The sequence below is a fragment of the Flavisphingomonas formosensis genome, assembly GCF_009755815.1.
GTDB classification, from domain to species: domain Bacteria; phylum Pseudomonadota; class Alphaproteobacteria; order Sphingomonadales; family Sphingomonadaceae; genus Flavisphingomonas; species Flavisphingomonas formosensis.
This window is the reverse complement of record NZ_WRPK01000012.1, coordinates 87518-105109: the sequence shown is the minus strand read 5'-3', so window position 1 is coordinate 105109 and position 17592 is coordinate 87518. Positions and strand designations below refer to the sequence as shown.

Genomic DNA, 17592 nt, shown 5'->3' with positions numbered 1-17592 from the left:
GCCGGCTCCGTGGCGTCAGGCGTGGCCGCCTTCGGAGGCGCCGAACATCGTCTTGGCGTAGGTGATGCCGATGCCATAGGCGCCGCCCCATTTCTTCGCGACACCTGTGGTGAACTCGTAGGTCTCGCCGCGTGCCCAGTCCCGCTGCAGCTCGAGCAGATATTGCACGGAGGTCATTGGCTTCGCGCCGAGCTGGATCATCCGCTGCACCGCGCGCTCATGTGCTTCCGCCGAGACGTCGCCGCAGGCGTCCGCGATGAAATAGACGTCGAAGCCCTGGTCGATGGCGGAGGCCACCGGGCCGACGATGCACACGGAGGTCCAGAGTCCGGCGAACACCAACCGCTCCTTGCCGATCCGGTTGACCTCGTCGATCACGGCGGCGTCCTCCCATGTGTTCATCGAGGTTCGGTCGAGGAGTTTCTGGCCGGGGAAGGGATCGGTCACTTCGCTGAACATCGGGCCGGAAAAGCTCTTCTCGGCAACGGTGGTGAGGATGGTGGAGACGCCGAAGCCGGCCGCGGCATTGGCGACGAGGGCGGCGTTGTTGCGCAGGAGGGTCGGATCGATCGACTTGGTGGCAAAGGCCATCTGCGATTGGAAGTCGATCATCACGAGCGTGTGGTCGCCGGGCGAGAGCAGGGTCTTGCCGGGGGTCGGGGTGGCGATGATGGTCATGTCGGAATGTCCCTCGTAGCGGATCGGTTTCGGCGTCCCGGTGGTTTCCGGTTGCCGTGATCCGATTGCTAAGGCGCAACGGTTTATCGAAATAGTCAGATAAAGTGGACGATATCGTTCAAGATTATCGAATATGCGCCTCTGTCTTCCGGAAAGGGTTATGTTCAATTTTCTGGAACATCTGATCTGATTTTATCGGCCTTATCCGGAAGGTCGGAGTCGGCCATCTTGGCTCCACACCCAAGCAGGAGACCAACGATGAGCTTCGTAACCACCGCCGACGGCACCCGCATCTTCTTCAAGGATTGGGGTGACAAGACCGCCCAGCCGGTCGTCTTCTCGCATGGCTGGCCGCTTTCCGCCGATGCCTGGGACGGGCAGATGCTGTTCATGCTGCAGAACGGCTTCCGCGTAATCGCCCATGATCGCCGTGGTCATGGGCGGTCGGACCAGCCGGGCTTCGGTAACGACATGGACACCTATGCCGACGATCTGGCGGCGGTGATGGATGCGCTGGACCTGAAGGACGCGATCATGGTCGGCCATTCCACCGGTGGCGGCGAGGTCGCCCATTATATCGGCCGCCACGGCACGGCGCGTGTCGCCAAGGTGGTGCTGATCGGCGCGGTGCCGCCGATCATGGCGAAGAGCGAAGCCTATCCGAACGGTCTCGACATCGCGGTGTTCGACGGCATCCGCAAGGCCGTGCTCGACAATCGCTCAAACTTCTATCTGGATCTCGCCATTCCCTTCTATGGCTTCAACCGCGAAGGAGTGAGCGTCAACGAAGGGCTGCGCCAGAGTTTCTGGCTGCAGGGCATGGCTGGCAGCATCGTCGGCCAATATGAATGCGTCCATGAATTCTCTGAGATCGACTATACCCAGGATCTCAGGAAGATCGACGTACCGACGCTCGTCATCCATGGCGACGACGATCAGATCGTTCCGATCGGCAATGCCGGCATGCTTTCCGCGAAGATCGTGCCCGACGCCACGCTCAAAATCTACGAAGGCGCGCCGCACGGTCTCGCGTCGACCCATCAGGACCGCCTGAACGCGGACCTGCTCGCTTTCGCCCGCGGCTGAACCGCTGGATTCTCTCCGGTTTCTCTTTGGCAGGGGCGGTCGCGTACCGCCCCTCTTTTTGTCCCGCTACTGGTCTGCGCCGCTGCTCTTCACCGCCTCGACCCTCAAACGGGGGAAGACGGTCTCGATCGGCTTGGTATCGGGCAGCACATAGACATATCCGCCCTTCTTCTGGAAAAGAGGGCGCAGCAGCTTGGTGTAGAAAGCCGTCGGCACATTGATGCAGCCGAAGGTGATGCGATTGTCGTCCGATGTCGGCGACAGCATCCGCTGGCGCCGCCGTTCCTTGGGGCCGACATCCTTCGGGATAGGATGGAGCGCCACCGATGTGGCGTAATCGACCCACAGCACCCGTTCCCCGCCCACCGGCAATCCGAACTTTGCGAGGAAGCGGCCCGCGGGCGTGGTCTTTTCGGCGGGGCCGAGATCGGCGAGTCGCTTGCTGCCTACACCCGGGCTGGCATCGTCCCCCACGGCGATGCCGATCAACACCGGGACAGCGCTCAACGGCTTCCCCTTCTTGTCGAAAAGGAACAGCGCAGCGTTCTTCTTGTCGACGACGAGCCAGGGCAGGGACTGATTGTCGTGCGACGTGGCGACCCAGCTGGTGACGCGCGCCGCATCGGCCGACGGGGTGATTGCAGGTTTCGCTTCACTGCGCTTGGACTGCGGTTTTGCGGTGCCTGGTTTCGCAGAATCGGGTTTTAGGGCTTTGGCTGGATACGTGCCTGCAACGGCTAGAATGACGAGAAGGGTTCCAGCCAATACCCGCGAGGGTTGGATCATCTGGTGGGAGCGCTCGGAAAAGATTCGGTCGCCCCTCCATGGGGCGACCGATGCAGGAAAGACAGTCTGATCAATATGCGGTGCCGTGCGAGATCAATGGCGTGGCCGCTTGCGCCTCGCCTCCTGCGTCTGCAGCCTTTGCTCGACGCCATCGACCCGGGCGTTGAGCTGGTCCAGCCGCTGGCCATTGTTCTGCGCCTGACCGGAGGCCGCCTGCGCTTCCGCCAGCGCCGATTTGGCCGTGCCGTCGGTCTCCTGCAATTTCTGCTCGAGCGTGTCGACGCGCTGGCTCACGGGGGCGATCTGCTCGCGCACATAGGATTTGGTCGCGCAACCGCTGAGACCGATGGCGCTTGCCAAAGTCACCACAGAAAGCGCGGATTTCGACACAAATGGGGGCATAGAATCTCGTCCAATCGTTAACCGGTCGGAACAAGCAAGCCGAGCGACGATATTTCGACAATCCGGATTCTGTTCGGCTGTGCATCAATTCTGCCCAGTGGATGACTGGTATGCACACGGCGTAAATTTCGGGCGCTTCGCCGCAGCGGAAAAGCTGCTCGCCGGCTACTTCTTCTTTTTCCGCTCAGAGGCAGGGGCGAAAGGATCGATCGGTATATCATCCGAACGCATCTTTTTGCCCGCCGCGGCCGCGGGCTTGTCCCGCTGTGCCTCGACGCAATTGCGCAGGGCTGCAACCGCCGGCCCACTGCCCTCGATGTTCAGCCGTTCGACCGGCACGTCGCCCTTGGAGATGGAGAGCAGCTTCGATCCGGCGAAATAGGTCGGAAATTTCACCTCGAAGCTGGTGACGAAGCCCTGTTTCCCATCGGACGCCATGCCGACGGCGAAATGCTTCATATAGCTGCCGCTGGCGAGCTTGAAATCGAGCTTCAAACGGTCTTTCGGCTTGATCGACCAGTTGGCGTTGAGGATCGACAGATGGTTCGTCCCTTCGAGGTCGATGCCGAGCAGCAAGGTCGTCCCCCCGGGATGTTCATAAGCCCGGGTCACGAAGCAGCCTTTGCCGTCCTTGCTGACGGCGACGGTCCAGTTTCCGATGTCTCGCGGATAGTCCGTGGCGGCAGCTGCCGCGCCTGCCAGAAATGCGGCGGCGCCCACCAGGACAAGCATTGCCGACCGTCTGATCGCCCGACGCCCGACCCGTGTGAAATGGCCGGCGGGCGCGATCGGATGGTGCGGTACTGTCATGGGCATATGTCTCCGCGGCGATCCTAGAGCATCGCGCGGAAAAGTGGGAACCGGTTTTCCGCGATGGGGAATCGGGCAGGCGGATGCTTCGTCTCTCCATCTGGGAGACAGTTGACCGCCGCCCCGGAACCGCACAAGCGAGCATGATGAGAAAGATGGTGCAAGCTTCCGGTTCATTAGGATGCAGCCTTGCTTCCGGCGAAGAAGACGTCGGTCGGCATCATGCACCGATATTGGCCTTCCTGGCCGAAGCGGATAGCCCGCTATCTTTTGGCTTGTCGTCCCGGAGATGGACGAGGATTGGGCCAGTGTCAGCGTCATACCGACGAAAGCGGGCCGCTCCATGTCGATATAGTCTCATCCCTTTTGACGTCCAGGGGTACCGCCGCTACAGCCTGTCCTGCCAACCTGTCCGAAATTTAAGGCAACATTCCGTTACGCCGCCGGTTTGGATTGCTGCGGGGTGAAGACGGAGAGACGCCCATGAGGAAAATCGGGATCGCGCTTACCGCTGCAGTTGCTGCACTGCCGCTCGCGGCCTGCGTCAGCGATGGCTATTATGCCGGACCGGTCGGCCCGGATCCGATCGCCTATGACGGATTCTACGACGATTATTACGGTCCTATCTACGACGGCTATTGGGGCGATGGCGGTGTCTTCTATTATCGCAGCGGCCCGCATGGTCATTGGCGCCCGGATCATGGCGGCCATTTCCGGCGTGACATGGGCGGGCCCGTCGGCGGCGGCCGCGCCTTTCATCCGATGCACGGCAATTTCACGCCGCCCGCCGGCCATGGCGGTCGCCATCATTGACGATGACCGCCTCAAAGGGCGGTTCGGCTCCGAAAGCCCGGCAGAAATCCATTCTCGAGCCGGGCCCTTTGCTGCGGCAGCCGCGTGCGTCAAGCTGTGCGAGCGATGTCCCATCCTCCCTGGCGACGAAGGAGCTTTCATGGGTCGTCATCCCGCGGATTCACCGCGGCACGGAAATGCCGTTTTCCTTGGTCCACTTTGCGAACCACGGAGTCAGTTGCCGCTCGCGCAGGTTGCGGACGGCGGCGGTCTGGTCGTCGATCACCAGCGACCAGTCGGCTCCCGCCCTGTAACGCGGCCAGGCCGGCAGGCCGGCACCGTTGGGATCGCCCGTTTTTACGAAGTTGACGATGTAGGACTGCATCATCCGCGAGACGGCTCTGTCCCGGCCGGTCGGCGCCTTGAGATGATCGAAGGCGTAGCCCATGTCCGCGCAATGCGGGGCGCCCGCCATCTTGCCGCGCTGTGCCTCATCCACATAGCGGAAATAATAATGGTAGGCGGGTGCCCCGCCGTGCGCTGCGAAGGCGCTCATGCCCACGCTGGCGGAGGTGAAGATGAAGTCGGTCTGCACTTGGCGCAGCAACTCCGGATCGCTGATCGTGCCTTGCCCGGCGTAGGCCGGGCGTAGGTCGTCGACATCGACGCCGAAGCGATCGGCCAGCACCTTCTTGTCGAAGCCCATCAGCCCGAAGATGCTCGCCTCATTGTCGGTAGAGCCCGAGAGGAGCGGCACCTTGGCCTGCTTGCCTTGGGCGAAGAGGCGGCCGATCTGGTCGGGCATCAAGGTCCCGTCGATCACCGCGCCGAAATTCGGCGGCCCCGGATCGCCGGCCAGGATCTGCTCGACGCTCAGCGCACGCAGCCTGGCGAGCGCATCGGGGCCATCGCCTGCGATGCCCGCGCGCGCCGCGAAGTCCAGCCCCTGCCGCTCCGCAACCGCCAGGGGCCTCGTCGCGTTGAACAGGCCGCCGCCCGAATGCGCGCTGGCCTTGGCGAACAGCCCCCGCGCTTCCGGCGATGCGACGAGCGCATTGATGCTCGATCCGCCGGCGGAGCAGCCAAGGATCGTCACATTGTCTGGATCGCCGCCGAAGCGTGCGATATTGGCCTTCACCCATTTCAGCGCGGCGATCTGATCCATCAGCCAGTAATTGGCGATCTGGTCTCCATTCCGGTCCCCGGTGATCGCCGGATGCGCGAAGAAGCCGAGGCGACCCAGCCGGTAATTGAGCGAAACCAGGACGATACCCTGCTTCACGAGCGCGGAGACCCCCTGGTCGGCGATCTCGCGTCCCGATCCCACGAAGAAGGCGCCGCCATGGATCACGACGAGCACGGGCAGCTCGCGCCTCTTGCCGCTGGGGGCGACGACATTGAGCGTCAGGCAGTCCTCGCTTTGGGCGAACGGTGCCTTGCCCGGCATGGTGGGCTGCGGGCACGCCGCGCCAAATGCCGTGGCATCCCGCACAGCGCTCCACGGCTGGACCGGCTGGGGCGGCCGCCAGCGCAGCGCGCCCACCGGCGGGGCCGCATAGGGAATGCCCTCGAACGCCGTCCCGCCCTCCAGCGGCAGTCCCCGGACAGGACCGGACGCGGTGCCCACCACCGGCCCCGGCGACGGCGCCGCGCCGACCAGCGCCAGGCCCGCAAGCATTGCGAGCACACGGATCGCTTTTGGGACTTTCGCCATCACGATCGTCGCCCGCTGATCAGAATTTGAAGTTGACCCCGGCCGTGGAGGCGCGGCCCGCCGCATCGTAAAGCGAGATCGCGAATAGTCCGTCTGGCTTCCTGTCTGGAAAAGCTTGTTCTCAGCATGTTCTGCGAAAGCTCTTCGGGCGGCTCTTGGGGCAGGATCCACACTCTCCGAGTTTTATATTGTGTTAAAATTTTAACATAGTGCAATTTTGGAAGGGTCTATGGTGCATCCGGGAGGCTGTCAACGAATATAGATCCATTATTTTATGGTCTTTCGGGACAGCGCTCGACCTCCCGGCAAAATGTTCGTGAGCGTCATGTGCCAGTTCGCAGGAGCATGGCGACGCGGCGGAGGAGATCGTCCACCGCGAAGGGTTTGGTAAGCACCTCCATGCCACGCTCGATATGGCCGTGGTTCAGCACGGCGTTCTCCGCATAGCCGGTAACGAAGAGGATGCGGAGCTCCGGTCGCGTCTGGCGTGCGGCGTCGGCGATCTGGCGGCCGTTGAGGCCGCCGGGCAGGCCGACGTCGGTGATCAGCAGGTCGATCCGGCCCTGGGATTGTAGGATGCGCAGGCCGGACGGCCCGTCATCTGCCTCGATGCAGGAATAGCCGAGATCAGACAGGGCATCGACGATCAGCATGCGCACCGTCGGCTCGTCGTCGACCACCAGCACCGTCTCCCCCGCCGTCGCATCGGTATCGGACGCGATGAGGGCCGGCGGGTCGGTCATTTCATTGCCGTCGTGCCGTGGCAGGTAGACGCAGACGGTCGTACCCTGGCCGAGCTCCGAATAGATTCGCACATGGCCCTGGCTCTGCCGCGCGAAGCCATAGACCATCGAGAGGCCGAGCCCCGTGCCCTGCCCGAGCGGCTTGGTGGTGAAAAAGGGATCGAACACGCGGTCCAGGATCGCCCTGTCGATGCCGACGCCGGTATCGGTTACGCTCACGGTGACATATTGGCCGGGCTCCAACGCGTGATCCTTGGCAGCGCGATGATCGAGCCAGCGATTGCCGGTCTCGATCGTAATCCGGCCGCCGCCGGGCATGGCGTCGCGTGCGTTGATACAGAGGTTGAGAAGCGCATTTTCGAGCTGGTTGGCATCGACCAGCGCGGGCCACAGCCCGCCCGCGGCGACCGTTTCCACTTCGATCGCTGGCCCCACCGTCCGCCGGACCAACTCGGCGAAATCGGACAGCAGCCGGTTGATCACCATTGGCTTGGGCGACAGTGTCTGCCGGCGCGAGAAGGCGAGCAGCCGGTGGGTCAGGGCAGAGGCGCGCCGCGTCGCACCCTGGCCGGCGGCTAGATAGCGTTCGACTTCGTCCAGCCGGCCCTGCGCCAGCTTGGTGGCGATCATCTCGAACGCTCCTGAGATGCCGGCTAGGAGATTGTTGAAATCATGCGCCAGGCCACCGGTGAGCTGGCCCACAGCCTCCATCTTATGTGCCTGTCGCAGCGCCGCCTCGGCCTCTTCGCGCTCGGCCAATGCCTGGACGACACGCCCCTCGAGAGACTCGTTGAGCTGCCGCAGCGTTGCCTCAGCCTGGAGCCGTTCGGTCACGTCCTTGAACAGGACGGCCACTTGCCGGCTGGCGATGTCGCCGATGCGGAAGGCGGAGACTTCGAGATGCCGGCCAGTAGCGACCAGTTCGCGCTGGAAGCGGAGCGGCTGGCCCGTCTTCAGCACGCTGCCGTAAAGCTCGACCCAGCCGTCGGCCTCCGCCGGCACCATTTCGCGCACTTTCTGGCCGACGACATTGGGTATGCCCGCGTGGCGCTCATAGGCCGGATTCGCCTCGACGTGGATATAATCGCTAAGTGCTCCGTGGGGGCCGTCGAAGAACTCGATGATGCAGAAGCCTTCGTCCATCGTCTCGAAGAGCGTTCTATACCGCTCGGCGCTGGTTGCCGGGGTTGGCATCGGTATCCGCCCCTCGGGCCCACTTTCATTCGTCATGGCCTGGTGACGTGTGGTTGGTTGGAAAGGGAAGGCGATCTATCATGGTCAGCTTCGAACGCCGGAGAGAGATAAGATATCCCGGCGGGACTGTCGCATTGCCGCCGATCGCAAAAAAGAGGAGCCGCGCTGGAAAGCGGGTTCGCGGTCAAGCCGACGATGGCGGGCGCTGTGCCGTGCGCTTCTCGAGCGGGCTATTCGTCAGCGTCCCGGCCGCTGGTGATCCGGCGTCTGAAGACGAGCCGGAAGTCAGGAAATGTCGAGGTCGCTCCATTCCACCACGCTGCACATGCGGTGGAAATCGGGGCTGTACCAGGGGGCGCTGACGAGCAGCCGGCCGGCTTCGTTGTTCACATAATAATTCTTCTCGACGCCGCCGGCCTTGCTCATCTGGATGAGCTTGCGCCCCTCGATGTCCAGCGCCGCATTGTAGCGCTCATAGGCCTCGTGCTTCACCTCGACACACGATTTGCCCTCGCGCAACATGCGCATGATGCAGCGCGCGATGTAGGCGCCCCAGACGACATACCAGATGGGCAGACCCGTGCCACCCGACAGTGGCTGGGAGTTGGGACCGTAGATCATGAACATGTTGGGAAAGTCCGGCACCATCATGCCGATATAAGCGCGCGGACCGCCATTGGCCGACCACATGTCGTGCAGATCGCGGCCGTCCTTGCCGGCATAACGTGCGGGCCAGAGATATTTGACCACGTCGAAGCCCGTCGCTGTGATGATCACGTCGACATCCCGAATCCTGCCGTCGTCCGTCTCGATGCCCGACGGAGTCAGCTGCGCGATGCCGTCCGTTACCAGCTCGACATTGTCGCGGGTCAGCGCGCGATACCAGCCATTGTCGACGACCGGCCGGCGCGAGAAGGGGGCGTAATCGGGAATCAGCCGGTCGATAAGGTCCTGACGGCCACTGGTCTGGTTCTTGATGTAATTGGTCAACATGGCGCGCAGTCCGTCGCTGCCCTTGTTGACTATTCCGCCCTGGGCCTGCCACTCCGGATCGGGGATCAGCAGATCATGCGTCTCGAACAGCGCGGCGATCGCCATGTAGCGCCACCAGTTCCAGTAGCCCGGGAAATTGCGGAGCAGCCATGCGATCTCCGGCTCGATGTCCTGACCATATTTGTCGCGCGGGCTGATCCATTGCGGCGTGCGCTGGAAGACATGTACCTGCTCGGCCCGTTCGGCAATGGTGCCCAGCATCTGAACGCCGGTGGAACCGTTGCCGATGATCGCGACGCGCTTGCCGGTCAGATCGAGATCGGCGGGCCAGCGCGAGGGATGGATCATGCGGCCCTGGAAGTGTTCTTGTCCCTCGAATTCCGGATGGCGCGGATTGGCGAACAGCCCGGCTGCAGTGACGACGACATTCGCGCTCAGCGTTTCCCCGCCGCTCGGCGTCTCGACGTGCAGCGTCCAGCGGCCCGTGCGCTCGTCGAAGGCCGCCTCTTTCAGATCGTGGCTGAAACGCGTCTTCGCGAACACGCCATATTTGCGCGACACATGGTTGAGATAGGCGCGCACGTCGGCACCGCGGCCGAAATGTTCCTTCCAATCGTAGAGCTTCTCGAAATTGAATTCATAGGTGATCGAGGGCGTATCGACGCGCACGTCGGGATAGCGGTTGATCGTCCAGGTGCCGCCGGGCTCGGGCTGCCGTTCCAGCACGAAATAGGGAATGCCGAGCAGTTCGAGCTGAACCGCCATGGCGAGTCCCGAAAAACCGCTGCCGATGATCGCGACCCGGAAATCCTCCGGGATCGCCGCCCGCTCGCCTTCCCATTCCGCGAAGAAGGGGAAAGCGCGAAAGGCCGCCAGATCGCGCCGCGCCTCATATTCGAGGTCGCTCATGGTCTCCCCGGTCGCCATGTTCATCAGCTTACGCAACATGGGCTCCGGCGGCTCCGGCAGCATCTCCTCGCTTGCATTCGCCTGCAGCCAGGCGGCGGCCCTGTCGATCAGCAATGCCCGCTGCGTCGCGTCCATCTTCGCAGCGACCGGCAGCGCCTCCAGCTCCGGATCGCCGCTCTGCTGATAGAGCGCCACACGCACCGCATTGAGATCGGCGAACTCGATCGCGCGTCGAATGAAGGCCGGATCGACGTGGGTTCCCATAGACAGACAGTCCTATCCTTCGCGTCTGGCTTGCAACAGGTTCCGAACTCGGCGGAGCGGCATCCACGGGTCAACGCGATCCGCGACGCTTCCGCCCTTCTGGAAGGACGATGGGAATGGGATTGCCGGCCCTTCCGGGTGGCCGGAACGGGCAGGCTTGGCTTTGACGCCGGATGATCGACAATTTCAGTTTCACCCGTCGCCGGCCGCGCGGCCGTTTGGCATTGCCGGCATGCAGGGAGCCAGTCGGGTGATGCTTCGACCCATGTCTATCGGGTGCAAGCGGCGATGAGCGATCGCGCGCTTCTTGCCGAAGGCGCGCGTGTCGACGCGCCGGTGCGGTCGCGCCGGCTGATGCTGATCGGCCTCACGCTCATCTACACGCTGAACTATGTCGACCGGCAGATCGTCACCATATTGCAGGAGCCGATCAAGGCGGAATATCGACTGCAGGATTGGCAGCTCGGCCTGCTGACCGGAGCGGCGATCAGCCTATTCTATACGGCGGCCAGCATACCGATTGCGAACCTGGTCGATCGCGGTGTCCGCCGGGTGCACCTCATCGCCGTGATAACCGCGCTGTGGAGCATTCTGACGGCGCTTTGCGGCGTCACGCGCAGCTATGGGGAATTCATCATCGCCCGCATGGGCGTGGGGCTGGCCGAGGCGGGCTTCGCACCGGCAGGACACTCGCTGATCTCCGATCTCTACCCGCAGCGCCAGCGGCCTGCCGCCATGGGCATCTTCGCGCTCGGCGTGCCGCTGGGCATCATGTTCGGCCTCTCTATCGGCGGGACGATCGCGCAATGGTATGACTGGCGCACGGCGCTGTTGATCGTCGGCCTGCCGGGCCTGTTCATCGCGCTCGCCTTCCGCCTGCTCGGACGCGAGCCGGTGCGTGGTGCGTCGGATCAGGGACAACGGGCGCCGATCGAGCGTGTTGGTATCGTCGCAGCCTGGCGGGTATTGATCCGACGTCCCGGCTATGTCCACATCCTGCTCGGATCCTCCGGCTCGGCGCTGGCGTGCAGCGGCGTGCTGGCCTGGCTGCCGTCCTTCCTGATCCGGGTGCACGGCATGTCGCTGTCGCACGTCGGCATGGCGTTGGGCCTGCTGACCGGCATTGCCGGGCTGGTCGGCACCTCGGCCGGCGGCTGGCAGGCCGGCCGCCTGGGCGTACGCGGCCTCCACGCCATGCTGTGGGTGCCGATCGCGGCGCTGATCCTCGCCATTCCGCTGTTCATCCTGGCGCTGCTCGTCTCCGACGGCTGGCTGACGCTGGGGCTGCTCGTGCTGCCGGTGACGCTCACCTATTTGTGGAGCGCGCCGTCGATCGCGCTCGTCCAGAGCCTGGCACCGGTGTCGATGCGCGCGACGGCGAGCGCGATCTACATCGCCCTGTCCAACCTGATCGGCGTCGCGGGCGGTCCGCTGATCGTCGGCATCGCCAGCGACGTCCTCTCCGGCTGGACGGGTAGCGCCGCGCAAGGCCTGCGCTGGGCGCTCGTGCTTTCCTCGCTGCTGCTGCTCTGGGGGATCGCCCACTGGGTGCTCGCCATGCGCGCGCTGGAGCGAGGCTCATTTCCGGAAGCGCGGAACGCGCCCGCCCATCCTTGACGGGGCACCCAGCTAGGGCCTCTCAGGAAAAGGTGCGAGCAAGGTTCCCGTCTGGCGTTCCGCGGGCGGCAGGCGCAGCATGACGGGACGCATCGACGGCAGGCGAGAGCGAGATGGCGGCAGAATTCATCGATCGGATCATGACGACGCTTTCCGAACGGGCGGACGGGCGTGCGATCGAATATGGCGGCGTCTGGTCGACGTGGCGGGACGTGCGAAGCTATGGCGACGGGATCGAGGCCGCGCTGGAAAAGGCCGGCTGCGTACAAGGCGGCCGTGTCGCCTTTGTCATCCGCAACCGCGTCGCCCATGCCGCGACGCTGATCGGCCTGCTCGTCCACCGCCGCGCGGTCAGCTTCATCTACCCGTTTGCGCCGCCGGCCGCGATCGCCGATCAGTTGCGTGACCTGAAGCCCGTCGCCGTCATCGCCGACGTCCAGGATTGGCCGCACATCCGCGATGCCGCCGCCGAAATCGGCAGCGCCGGCATCGCACTCGCCGGCATCGATACCGCGCCGGATCTGCTCGACGGGCTCGATCGATCCTCGGTCGTGCCGTCGTCTTCCTCGCCACGTTTCGAAGATGCGGCGATCGAGGTGCTCTCCAGCGGCACTACGGGCGCGCCCAAGCGTATTCCGATGCCCGTCCAGGTGCTCGACCGGGCGGTGAGCAGCGCGCCGCAGGCGGAGGATGGCGGTGAACTGCCGGTGCAGATCAATATCTGGCCGCTGAGCGGTGTCGGGGGCATCTGCCTGCTCGCGGCCAGCGCCGCGACCGGAACGCCGCTGGTGCAGATGGAGCGTTTCACCGTGGAGGAATTCGTCTCCGCGATGAAGCGGCACCGGCCGCCTATGCTTGGCATGTCGCCCACCGCGCTCAACATGATCATGAACGCAGACGTGCCGCCTGAAATCCTGTCCAGCGTCGCCGCCATCTCCGGAGGATCCGCGCATCTCGAACCCGATCTGCAGGACCGGTTCGAGGAGAAATACGGCATCCCCATCTACTGGGCGCTGGGCGCCACCGAATTTTGCGGCACGATCATCCGCTGGACACCGGCGATGCGCCGCGAGGTCGGCGACAGCAAGCGCGGCAGCGTCGGCCTGCCGATGCCGGGGGTTTCGCTGCGCGCGGTGGATCCGGACAGCGGCCGGGTGCTGCCGCCGGGCGAGGCGGGGTTGATGGAGGTGCTCTGTCCCCAAGTGCGTGACGATTGGGTGCGCACCACCGATCTGGTGACGATCGATGCCGACGGTTACGTCTTCCATCGCGGCCGCCACGACGGCGCCATCGTGCGCGGCGGCTTCAAGATCCTGCCGGAGCGGGTGGTGGAGGTGCTGCGCACCCATCCGTCCGTGGCCGATGCCTCGGTGGTCGGCATTCCCGATGCGCGGTTGGGCGCGGTGCCGGTCGCCGCGGTAGAGCTCAAGAGCGCGGCGTCCTCCGTGGAGCCGTCAGAGCTTGCCGCGCACGTCCGGGCGACGCTGCCGCCCACCTATGTGCCGACGATCATCCGCATCGTCGATGCCCTGCCGCGCACCCCGTCGCTCAAGGTGAGCCTGCGCGAAGTGCGCAGCATGTTCGACGAGACGGCGGTCGGCTGACGCGTGGCCGCTTCGATAAAGACAGAGGAGTGCCGGTCGGATGGATGGATCGATTTTTGGCCTGGAAGGAAAGCGGGCGCTGGTCATCGGTGGCGGACGGGGCATGGGCGAGAGCAGCGCGCGCTTGCTGGCGCAGGCCGGCTGCGACGTGGCGGTGCTGGACGTTGATCCCGATCGCGCCGGACATGTGGCCGAGGAAGTTCGCATGACCGGTCGCCGCGGCATCCCGGTGATCGCCGACATATTGGACGAGACGGTCACGCCCGGCGCCATCGCGAAGGCCGAGGAAGAACTGGGCGGGCTCGACGTCATGGTGACGATCGTCGGGCAGGCCCTGTTCAAGCCGCTAATGGACGTGACGATTGAGGAATGGGATTATGACCAGAACCGCAACCTGCGCTATTTCTTCGTGGCGGCACGCGCGGTGGCGGCGTCGTTGCTGAAGCGCGGCAAGCCCGGATCGATCGTCTGTATCGCCTCGGTTGACGGATTGCAGGGCGCGCCGTTTCACGCTTCCTATGGCGCGGCCAAGTCGGGCCTGATCCATCTGGTGAAATCGATGGCGAGCGAATGGGGCCGCAACGGCATCCGCGTCAACGCGGTCGTGCCCGGCACGATCTCCACGCCGCGCCTGCCGGATACGGACGAGATGCGCGAGGCGGTGGCGAACAGCCCGGTCGCGCTCGGCTATTCCGGCACCACCGACGATATCGGCAAGGCGGTGCTGTTCCTGGCATCGGACATGGCCAGCTATACGACGGGCAGCACCGTGATGGTCGATGGCGGCTGGATGGCGGGCAATCTGTTCGATCCGCGCTTCATGCGGATCAAGCACAAGATTTAGCTCCGTGCGTCATTCCGACGAAAGTCGGGATCCATTGACGCTCGGGTGAAGCAGGTCACGCCGCTGCGTCCATCCTGAAATGGAACGCCGAATGGACCCGACATTCGTCCGAATGACGATGGTTATCGCAGCGATCCCAGGAACGCCGCGATTATCGCAACTGCTGCCGGCGTCTCCGGTAGGTCCGAGAACAGCATCGGCCATACATGCTGCATATCGGCTGCGACATGGAGCGAGACGCTGCGGCCGGCGCGGGCGAGGCGGTCGGTGAGTGCGAGGCTTTCGCCCAGCATCACCTCCGCGCCGCCAGCAAGCAGCAAAGTGGGTGGGAAGGCGGCGGGATCGGCCCGGCCGGGCGATGCCAGCGGATCCTCCGGCGGATGACCCTGGAGATAGAGGGCGGCGCATTCCAGCATCGTTTCGCGCGAGAAGAACCGGTCGCTCTCCGCGCGCTGCGCGTAAGTCGGATCGGTGGCAAGCAGATCGAGCATCGGCGAAAGCAGGACAAGCCCGGCTGCTTGTTCCTGGCCGGCGGCATGGGCCGCGACGCACAGGGCGGCGGCAAGGCCGCCACCGGCGGAATCGCCGGCTATGACCAGCGGGAACGTGCCGTCGAGCGCGCCGCGGACAGCTGCGGCATCGTGGAGCGCGGCCGGAAAAGGATGTTCCGGCGCCAGCCGGTAATCGGCCACGATCATCTCGGCGCCGCACGCGACGGCGAGCCGCGAGGCGAATCCGGTCCAGCCTTCGGGCGCGCCGAGCCGGTAGCCGCCGCCATGGAAATAGAGGATGCGCAGCGTCGGCCGGTCGGGCGTCACGACCAGGCAGCGTATGCCCCCGAGCATGGTTTCGGACAGCGAGGTGCCCGTCGTCAGCGGCTCGGCCGGACGGCTGGCCACGGCGGCGCGCCGTGCCTTCAGCGCGTCGGGCGCGTCACTGCCCAGGCGCTCGGCCGGCAACTTCCAGTCGACGGCGGCCATGGTCAGAAGACGAACACGCCGCGGGCGAGCTTGCCATGTTCCAGATCGTGGAAGGCTTGCTCATAATCCTCGAGCGCATATCGCCGAGTCACCAGCTCGTCGAGCATCAGCCGGCCGCCCGAGTAGAGCGCGATCATCGCGGGGATGTCGCGCTGGGGCTGCGAGCTGCCATAGCGCACGCCCATGATGCCGCGATCGACGAAGCCCATCGGGCCGATCGGCAGGTCCAAGCTCGTGCCCGCTGCCGGCACGCCGACGATCAGGCAATTGCCGCCCCAGCCGAGCGCGGCGACGGCATCGGCCAGCGCATGTCTGTTGCCGGAGCATTCGAACGTCCAGTCGACGCCGCTTGCGCCTGGAGAGACGGGATCGGGCACCAGCGCGCGGATCTGTTCGACGCTGTTGCCCTGGGAGGCATCGACGAAGTCGGTAGCGCCGAACTGGCGCGCCATCGCCTCGCGCTCGGGCAGGATGTCGACGGCGATGATGCGGCTGGCGCCGGCAAGGCGCAGCCCCTGGATGACGTTGAGGCCAACGCCGCCGATGCCGAACACCGCCGCCGTCTCGCCGGCCGCGACATCGGCGCGGTGGATCACCGATCCGACCCCGGTCAGCACGCCGCAACCGATCAGGCAGGCGACGTCGAGCGGCACGTTGGGATCGATCCGCACCGCTTGCTGCTGCTTCACCACGGTGCGTTCGGCGAAGGTCGAGGTCGCGGCGAAATTGCCGACCGCCTGGCCACCCCGTTCGAAGGGCTCGGAACGGTTGCCCAGGGTACGGCGGCAATGCGTCGGCCGGCCCGCCGAGCAATGCGCGCAGCGGCCGCAATGGGCGAGGGTATGGAGCACCACCGGATCGCCAGGCTTGAGATCGGTCACGCCGGCACCGACCGTTTCGATGATCCCGGCGCCTTCATGGCCGAGCACGGAAGGCGCGGGCCAGGCGATCGTACCGTTCACCACGCTGACGTCGCTGTGGCACAGACCGCTGGCGACGATGCGGACCTGCACCTCGCCGTCCGCCGGATCGCGCACGGTGACGTCGTCGCGCAATGAGACCTTGTTCGGCCCCTCATAAACCAGTGCCCGCATCGCCCTCTCTCTTTCGGTGCATGCCTCGCAGGTCGTGATAGGTCATCGCGTTCCGAGCGGACATGACAGCGGCGAGCCTTCCGACATTCCGGAAAAGGGCCGGGCAGGGAATCAGGCGATCGGGATCCAGGCCTCGAGCAAACTGTCGAGCGCGGCCACGAGCGCGATCGGCTGATCGACCATCACATGATGATGAGCGAAGGGAATGGAGATTAGCGGCGCTTCGCATGGCAGCGCCTCACGGATCGCGGCGATCATCTTGGGGCCCGTCAGCGGCGACAGCGCGCCGCGCACGAGGGCGACCGGACAGCGGACATGGGGCAGCGCCTCCCACGCGCCGCCGAAATCGATGCGGCTCCACAGATCCGGATCGAAGCGCCAAGTCCAGCCGCCGCCTTCGATCGGCTTGATTGCCATCTCGCCGAGATGGCGCAGGAGGAAATCATTCTCGCAGGGCTGCGCCGGCGCGAGGCGGAAGCGGGCCAGCGCGGCCTCGCGGCTCTCATAGATGTGATGGCCCGAATAGGGCTTCACCTCGATCGGTTGCACGCCGGGCAGCGCGACATCGACCAGGATCAGCGCCCGGACGGGCCAGTCGCTCGCGCCGGCGAGAATGGCCGGGAAGCCGCCCATCGAATGGGCGACGAGGATCGGGGGCTGCGGTCCCGCTTGCGCGGTACCGGCCACGGCGCGGATCTCATCTGCGAAACGCGGCATGGTGTAGCGATCGCGCCAATCCGAACCGCCCATGCCGCTAAGCGAGAAGGCGGCGACGCGGTAGCGATCGGCGAAGAAGGGAGCGAGGAAGCTCCACCAGCCGATATGGCCGCCATTGCCGTGAACGAAGACGAGCGACGGGGCTCCTTCCGGTCCCCAATAGCGGGTGTCGATCGCCGTTCCGTCGCCGATCCGCACCAATATTGGTTCACTCGGCATGGCCAGGGCATCGGCGAACCAGCGGGGAGGAGTGGCGGACGAAGGTTGCACCCATCGCGCTTAAGCAGGGACGGTGGATCGGCGCATCCCTCCCGCGGATGCTTCCGGAGGCGCGGAAGGGCCAAGGACCCGATTGACAGCGGTAT

At 65.0% G+C, this 17592-nt stretch carries 15 protein-coding genes; 5 read left to right on the top strand and 10 right to left on the bottom strand.

Annotated elements, in window-relative coordinates:
* Positions 1-15 precede the first annotated feature (15 nt).
* A complete protein-coding gene (locus tag GQY20_RS26720; protein ID WP_157220225.1) occupies positions 16-678 on the bottom strand; it encodes an isochorismatase family protein in 663 nt (220 codons plus the stop codon).
* Between the two features lie 258 nt (positions 679-936).
* Here GQY20_RS26720 and GQY20_RS26715 point away from each other — a divergent pair, with 258 nt between their 5' ends.
* Positions 937-1764 (top strand): alpha/beta fold hydrolase, encoded by an 828-nt coding sequence (locus GQY20_RS26715; RefSeq protein WP_157220224.1) that lies wholly within the window; start codon positions 937-939, stop codon positions 1762-1764.
* Positions 1765-1830: 66 nt separating this feature from the next.
* Here GQY20_RS26715 and GQY20_RS26710 read toward each other — a convergent pair whose 3' ends face one another.
* The 3 genes from GQY20_RS26710 to GQY20_RS26700 all read right to left on the bottom strand — a co-directional run bounded on the left by GQY20_RS26710 (position 1831) and on the right by GQY20_RS26700 (position 3762).
* Positions 1831-2550 (bottom strand): hypothetical protein, encoded by a 720-nt coding sequence (locus GQY20_RS26710; protein WP_157220223.1) that lies wholly within the window; start codon positions 2548-2550, stop codon positions 1831-1833.
* A gap of 93 nt (positions 2551-2643) precedes the next feature.
* Positions 2644-2952 carry a hypothetical protein gene (locus tag GQY20_RS26705; RefSeq protein ID WP_157220222.1) on the bottom strand — a complete coding sequence of 103 codons (309 nt, stop codon included), beginning with the start codon at positions 2950-2952 and terminating at the stop codon, positions 2644-2646.
* A 165-nt stretch (positions 2953-3117) separates the two neighbouring features.
* Positions 3118-3762 carry a hypothetical protein gene (locus tag GQY20_RS26700; RefSeq protein ID WP_232476272.1) on the bottom strand — a complete coding sequence of 215 codons (645 nt, stop codon included), beginning with the start codon at positions 3760-3762 and terminating at the stop codon, positions 3118-3120.
* Between the two features lie 483 nt (positions 3763-4245).
* Here GQY20_RS26700 and GQY20_RS26695 point away from each other — a divergent pair, with 483 nt between their 5' ends.
* Positions 4246-4575: a hypothetical protein gene (locus GQY20_RS26695; RefSeq protein ID WP_157220220.1), complete on the top strand. Its 330-nt coding sequence runs from the start codon at positions 4246-4248 to the stop codon at positions 4573-4575.
* Between the two features lie 160 nt (positions 4576-4735).
* Here GQY20_RS26695 and GQY20_RS26690 read toward each other — a convergent pair whose 3' ends face one another.
* From GQY20_RS26690 to GQY20_RS26680, 3 genes are all read right to left on the bottom strand, one after another.
* Positions 4736-6268, bottom strand: coding sequence for a carboxylesterase/lipase family protein (locus tag GQY20_RS26690; RefSeq protein WP_157220219.1), 1533 nt, complete (start codon positions 6266-6268; stop codon positions 4736-4738).
* A gap of 323 nt (positions 6269-6591) precedes the next feature.
* Complete coding sequence (locus tag GQY20_RS26685) at positions 6592-8205, bottom strand: ATP-binding protein (RefSeq protein WP_157220218.1); 1614 nt, start codon at positions 8203-8205, stop codon at positions 6592-6594.
* Between the two features lie 285 nt (positions 8206-8490).
* The gene (locus GQY20_RS26680) at positions 8491-10371 is read right to left on the bottom strand and encodes a flavin-containing monooxygenase (RefSeq protein WP_157220217.1); all 1881 of its coding nucleotides are present in this window, start codon (positions 10369-10371) and stop codon (positions 8491-8493) included.
* A 288-nt stretch (positions 10372-10659) separates the two neighbouring features.
* Here GQY20_RS26680 and GQY20_RS26675 point away from each other — a divergent pair, with 288 nt between their 5' ends.
* From GQY20_RS26675 to GQY20_RS26665, 3 genes are all read left to right on the top strand, one after another.
* On the top strand, positions 10660-11988 hold the full coding sequence (locus GQY20_RS26675) for a spinster family MFS transporter (RefSeq protein WP_157220216.1): 1329 nt from the start codon (positions 10660-10662) through the stop codon (positions 11986-11988).
* A 113-nt stretch (positions 11989-12101) separates the two neighbouring features.
* Positions 12102-13592: a class I adenylate-forming enzyme family protein gene (locus GQY20_RS26670; RefSeq protein ID WP_232476271.1), complete on the top strand. Its 1491-nt coding sequence runs from the start codon at positions 12102-12104 to the stop codon at positions 13590-13592.
* 40 nt (positions 13593-13632) lie between these two features.
* Positions 13633-14436, top strand: coding sequence for an SDR family NAD(P)-dependent oxidoreductase (locus GQY20_RS26665; protein WP_157220215.1), 804 nt, complete (start codon positions 13633-13635; stop codon positions 14434-14436).
* A 122-nt stretch (positions 14437-14558) separates the two neighbouring features.
* Here GQY20_RS26665 and GQY20_RS26660 read toward each other — a convergent pair whose 3' ends face one another.
* The 3 genes from GQY20_RS26660 to GQY20_RS26650 form a co-directional block, all read right to left on the bottom strand.
* Positions 14559-15416 carry an alpha/beta hydrolase gene (locus GQY20_RS26660; protein ID WP_157220214.1) on the bottom strand — a complete coding sequence of 286 codons (858 nt, stop codon included), beginning with the start codon at positions 15414-15416 and terminating at the stop codon, positions 14559-14561.
* 2 nt (positions 15417-15418) lie between these two features.
* The gene (locus GQY20_RS26655) at positions 15419-16510 is read right to left on the bottom strand and encodes a Zn-dependent alcohol dehydrogenase (protein WP_157220213.1); all 1092 of its coding nucleotides are present in this window, start codon (positions 16508-16510) and stop codon (positions 15419-15421) included.
* Between the two features lie 111 nt (positions 16511-16621).
* Positions 16622-17446, bottom strand: a complete 825-nt coding sequence (locus GQY20_RS26650) for an alpha/beta fold hydrolase (protein WP_157220212.1) — start codon at positions 17444-17446, stop codon at positions 16622-16624.
* Positions 17447-17592 lie beyond the last annotated feature (146 nt).

Bases quoted from the DNA above. Each gene is read 5' to 3' on its own strand.
- GQY20_RS26720 (WP_157220225.1), bottom strand. From the start codon at position 678: ATGACCATCATCGCCACCCCGACCCCCGGCAAGACCCTGCTCTCGCCC.
- GQY20_RS26715 (WP_157220224.1), top strand. From the start codon at position 937: ATGAGCTTCGTAACCACCGCCGACGGCACCCGCATCTTCTTCAAGGAT.
- GQY20_RS26710 (WP_157220223.1), bottom strand. From the start codon at position 2,550: ATGATCCAACCCTCGCGGGTATTGGCTGGAACCCTTCTCGTCATTCTA.
- GQY20_RS26705 (WP_157220222.1), bottom strand. From the start codon at position 2,952: ATGCCCCCATTTGTGTCGAAATCCGCGCTTTCTGTGGTGACTTTGGCA.
- GQY20_RS26700 (WP_232476272.1), bottom strand. From the start codon at position 3,762: ATGACAGTACCGCACCATCCGATCGCGCCCGCCGGCCATTTCACACGG.
- GQY20_RS26695 (WP_157220220.1), top strand. From the start codon at position 4,246: ATGAGGAAAATCGGGATCGCGCTTACCGCTGCAGTTGCTGCACTGCCG.
- GQY20_RS26690 (WP_157220219.1), bottom strand. From the start codon at position 6,268: ATGGCGAAAGTCCCAAAAGCGATCCGTGTGCTCGCAATGCTTGCGGGC.
- GQY20_RS26685 (WP_157220218.1), bottom strand. From the start codon at position 8,205: ATGCCAACCCCGGCAACCAGCGCCGAGCGGTATAGAACGCTCTTCGAG.
- GQY20_RS26680 (WP_157220217.1), bottom strand. From the start codon at position 10,371: ATGGGAACCCACGTCGATCCGGCCTTCATTCGACGCGCGATCGAGTTC.
- GQY20_RS26675 (WP_157220216.1), top strand. From the start codon at position 10,660: ATGAGCGATCGCGCGCTTCTTGCCGAAGGCGCGCGTGTCGACGCGCCG.
- GQY20_RS26670 (WP_232476271.1), top strand. From the start codon at position 12,102: ATGGCGGCAGAATTCATCGATCGGATCATGACGACGCTTTCCGAACGG.
- GQY20_RS26665 (WP_157220215.1), top strand. From the start codon at position 13,633: ATGGATGGATCGATTTTTGGCCTGGAAGGAAAGCGGGCGCTGGTCATC.
- GQY20_RS26660 (WP_157220214.1), bottom strand. From the start codon at position 15,416: ATGGCCGCCGTCGACTGGAAGTTGCCGGCCGAGCGCCTGGGCAGTGAC.
- GQY20_RS26655 (WP_157220213.1), bottom strand. From the start codon at position 16,510: ATGCGGGCACTGGTTTATGAGGGGCCGAACAAGGTCTCATTGCGCGAC.
- GQY20_RS26650 (WP_157220212.1), bottom strand. From the start codon at position 17,446: ATGCCGAGTGAACCAATATTGGTGCGGATCGGCGACGGAACGGCGATC.